We start from the raw sequence: 4,056 nt of genomic DNA on the forward strand, positions 1-4,056 counted from the left end.
AACATGGTCGGCCAGATCACCACGGCGCTGGCCAAGCACGAGATCAACATCAACGATCTGCTCAACAAGTCGCGTGGCGAGATCGCCTATACGCTGGTCGATGTCGATCAGGCGCTGCCGGACGAGATGGTCGACGAACTGGCGGCAATTCCCGGCGTGCTGGCGACCCGTGTGATCGGAGGTTGTGTCCGATGAAGCTCAACACTCTGCCCGAAGCTCGTGCCGCGATCGATGCGATCGACGCCGAGCTGCAGACGCTGATCGCCCGCCGCGCCCGCGTCGCGGAAGCAGTGCGCGAGATCAAGGTGGCAGCCGGCGCGACTGGCGATCATTACCGCCCGGCCCGCGAAGCCGAGGTGCTGAAGAAAGCGATGGAACGCAATCGCGAACTCGGCGGCCCGCTGCCCGATGAAGTGATGGCCAAGCTGATGCGCGAAATCATGTCGGCCTGCCTCGCGCTGGAATCGCCGCTGTCGGTCGCCTATCTCGGCCCGGAAGGTACGTACACGCAGGCTGCGGTCTACAAGCAGTTCGGCGCCCAGGTCGCGGCCCGCGCGGTGGCGACCATCGACGACATCTTCCGCGACGTCGAATCCGGTGCCGCCGCTTACGGCGTGGTGCCGATCGAGAACTCGACCGAAGGCGTGGTGAACTCGACGCTCGACTTGCTGGCGACCACGCCGTTGTCGATCTGTGGCGAAGTCTGGCTGCCGGTGCATCACCAGCTGCTGTCGCCGCACACCGATCTGGCCGACGTGAAGGTGGTCTACGCGCATCCGCAGTCACTAGCGCAATGTCGCCGCTGGCTGGACGCGAGATTGCCGGGCGTGTCGCGTGAAACTGTGGTCAGCAATGGCGCTGCAGCGAAGCAGGTGTCCGAAACCGGGCAGGGTGCGGCGATCGCCAGTGCCGCTGCTGGCGAGCGCTACAAGCTGCATGCCTTGGCCGCGAACATCGAAGACGATCCGAACAATACGACGCGCTTCCTGGTGATTGGCCGTCAGCAGCCGGAAGTGACCGGTGCGGATCGCACTTCGCTGGTCTGCTCGGCACCGAGCGGCGGCGAAGCGGGCGCCCTGTTCCGCTTGCTGGAACCGTTCGCGAAAGCTGGCATCAATCTGTCGAAGATCGAGTCTCGGCCTAGCCGTCGCGGTATCTGGGACTACAATTTTTTCCTCGATATCGAAGGCCATCGCGGCGAAGCCATCGTCGCCGAGGCGCTCGATGCCGTGCAGAAGCGCGCGGCGTTCTTCCGGGTGCTGGGCTCCTATCCTCGTGCCGTTGTCTGACCACTGATTTCTGAATCTTTCATGACCAAGATTGAACAGCCCTTTCTGAAGAACGCGCTCGCGGGCGTCATGGCGCTGGAGCCGTATTCGCCCGGCATGCCGATCGACGAGCTGCAGCGCCGTCTCGGTTTGTCCGACGTCATCAAGCTGGCCTCGAACGAGAATCCACTGGGCCCGAGCCCGAAGGTCAAGGCTGCGCTGGCCGAGCACGCGGCGAGCGGCAATGTCTCGCTGTACCCGGATGGCGGCGGCTTTCGTCTGAAGAAGAAGATCGCCGAATTCCACGGTATCGAAGCGGAGCGGATCACGCTCGGCAATGGCTCGAACGATCTGCTCGAATTCATCGCCCGCGTGTTTCTCGGACCGGGCCGCAAGGCGCTGTTCTCGGAATACTGCTTCGCGGTGTATCCGCTGGCGACGCTGGCCCAGAACGCTGAAGCGATCGTTGCCAAGGCGCTGCCGCCGGATCACCCGACGATGCCCTACGGCCACGATCTCGATGCGCTCGCCGCGGCGCTGACGCCGGACGTCAGCGTGGTGATGATCGCCAACCCGAATAACCCGACCGGCACCTGGGCCAAGCCGGCGGCACTTGAAGCGTTCATCGCCAAGGTGCCGGCGCAGACCATCGTGGTGCTCGACGAGGCTTACATCGAATATCTCGATCCGGCATCGAAGCCGGACTCGCGCGCCTGGCTCGATCGTTATCCGAATCTGGTCATCACCCGCACGTTCTCGAAGACCTATGGCCTGGCCGGGCTGCGTGCCGGTTATGCGCTGTCGCATCCTTCGGTCGCCGATCTGCTGAACCGTGTTCGTCAGCCGTTCAACCTGAACATGCTGGCGCTGCTCGCTGCGGAAGTGGCGCTCGGTGATCAGGAGCATGTCGCCAAGGCAGTGGCGCTGAACAAGTCGGAAATGAGCCGGCTGATCGGCGAGATGAAAGCGCTGGGCCTGAGCGTGCTGCCGTCGCAGGCGAACTTCATCACCATCAACTTCCATCGCGAAGCCGCACCGATCCACAAGGGTCTGCTCGAGCGTGGCGTGATCGTGCGGCCGATGGGTTCCTACGGCATGCCGACCTATCTGCGGACCAGCATCGGCACGGTCGCCGAGAACACCCGCTTCCTGGTCGCATTGAAGGAAGTGCTGGCGGCGTGAGCGGCGTTGCGCCGATCCGCCTCGCGATCGTCGGGCTGGGGCTGATCGGCGGCTCGCTGGCGCGCGCGCTGCGCGAGGCCGGTGTGGTGTCGAACATCGCCGGCTTTGACCGTGATCCGGAACAGATCCGCATCGCGCTGGAACTTGGCGTCATCGATCGCGCGGCCACCGATGCTGCCGATGCCGTGCGCGGTGCCGATGTCGCGGTGATCGCTGTACCCGTGCTGGCGACAGCGGCGGCCGTTGCCGCTTGCAAGCCGGGACTGGGTCCGAACACGATCCTGACTGATGTCGGCAGCACCAAGCAGTCAGTGCTCGATGCGGTGATCTCGGTGTTTGGCGAGATCCCGCCGCGCTTCGTCGCAGCGCATCCGATTGCCGGCACCGAGAAGAGCGGGGTCGCGCATGCGAAGGCCGATCTGTTCCGCAATCATCGGCTGATCCTCACGCCGCATCCGGCGCAGGATGCGCAGGCGCTGGCGACTGTTGAAGCCTTATGGACGGCGGTCGGCGCACGCGTAGTGAAGATGGAAGCGACGCGACACGACGCGATCTTCGCCGCGACGTCGCATCTGCCGCATCTGCTCGCGTACAGCTTCGTCGACATGCTCGATCAGCTCGATGGCGCCGATGCCGACATCTTCCCGAACGCCGGCGGCGGCTTTCGCGATTTCACCCGCATCGCCTCGTCGAGCCCACGCATGTGGCATGACATCCTGCGCGCCAACGCCGGGCCGGTCGCCAAACTGCTGCGCAAGCAGATCGATGAACTGAACGGCTTGCTGCAGATGATCGAAACTGGCGACTGGGACGCGATGCGAACCGTTTTCGAGCGTGCCCGCGCGGCGCGCGAACGACACCTAACAAGAATCGAATAGAAATTGTATGAGCACTGATGGCCCCGGTTTGACCTATGTCGTGCAGCCAGGCGGGCAGCTGTCCGGTTCCCTGCGCGTGCCCGGTGACAAGTCGATCTCGCATCGCGCGGTCATGTTCGGTTCGCTGGCCGAAGGCGTGTCGGAAGTCACCGGCTTCCTGACTGGCGAAGATTGCCTGTGCACGATGAAAGCCTTCCAGGCGATGGGCGTTCAGATCGAGCAACTGGGACCGACGCATCTGCGCGTGCATGGTGTCGGCCTGCATGGTCTGAAGGCGCCGGCGGGTTCGCTAGATCTCGGCAACTCCGGCACCTCGATGCGGCTGATGTCCGGCCTGATGGCGGCGCAGGCGTTCGAGACGACGTTGATCGGTGACAGCTCGCTGTCGAAGCGGCCCATGCGTCGCATCGTCGATCCGCTGCGCCAGATGGGCGCAACGATTGCGACCACCGAGAAGGGCACGTCACCGCTGACGTTCTCGCCCGCGAGCGGATTGAAGGCGATCTCCTATGATTCGCCGGTTGCCAGCGCGCAGGTCAAGAGCGGCATTCTGCTGGCCGGGCTGTACGCCAATGGCAAGACCGAAGTGCGCGAACCGGAAGCCTCCCGCGATCACACCGAGCGGATGCTGCGCGGTTTCGGCGTCGAGGTTGAAGCGACGCCAGGCTACGCCGCCGTTCGCGGTGGCCAGCAATTGCGCGCGACCAACATCGAAGTGCCGGCCGATA

3 protein-coding genes and 2 pseudogenes are annotated in these 4,056 nt (G+C 64.3%); all 5 read left to right on the forward strand.

Going from position 1 to position 4,056, the window contains the following annotated elements; genetic code table 11:
- Positions 1–195: pseudogene (locus QZY06_RS08315) on the forward strand (3-phosphoglycerate dehydrogenase); the annotation flags it as partial.
- Complete coding sequence (gene pheA / locus QZY06_RS08320; protein WP_295682750.1) at positions 192–1,289, forward strand: prephenate dehydratase; 1,098 nt, start codon at positions 192–194, stop codon at positions 1,287–1,289. The pseudogene QZY06_RS08315 and the gene pheA, both read left to right, overlap by 4 nt.
- A gap of 21 nt (positions 1,290–1,310) precedes the next feature.
- Positions 1,311–2,450, forward strand: a complete 1,140-nt coding sequence (gene hisC / locus QZY06_RS08325; RefSeq protein WP_295682753.1) for a histidinol-phosphate transaminase — start codon at positions 1,311–1,313, stop codon at positions 2,448–2,450.
- Positions 2,447–3,328, forward strand: a complete 882-nt coding sequence (locus QZY06_RS08330; protein WP_295682755.1) for a prephenate dehydrogenase/arogenate dehydrogenase family protein — start codon at positions 2,447–2,449, stop codon at positions 3,326–3,328. The genes hisC and QZY06_RS08330 overlap by 4 nt, the downstream gene beginning before the upstream one ends.
- A 7-nt stretch (positions 3,329–3,335) precedes the next feature.
- Positions 3,336–4,056 (forward strand): annotated as a pseudogene (locus QZY06_RS08335) (3-phosphoshikimate 1-carboxyvinyltransferase); the annotation flags it as partial.

This window comes from uncultured Nevskia sp. (assembly GCF_903885465.1).
Taxonomy (GTDB): Bacteria; Pseudomonadota; Gammaproteobacteria; order Nevskiales; family Nevskiaceae; genus Nevskia.

What these genes read in the sequence shown, in the direction of transcription:
- pheA (WP_295682750.1), top strand. Translation starts at nt 192, where the DNA reads ATGAAGCTCAACACTCTGCCCGAAGCTCGTGCCGCGATCGATGCGATC.
- hisC (WP_295682753.1), top strand. Translation starts at nt 1,311, where the DNA reads ATGACCAAGATTGAACAGCCCTTTCTGAAGAACGCGCTCGCGGGCGTC.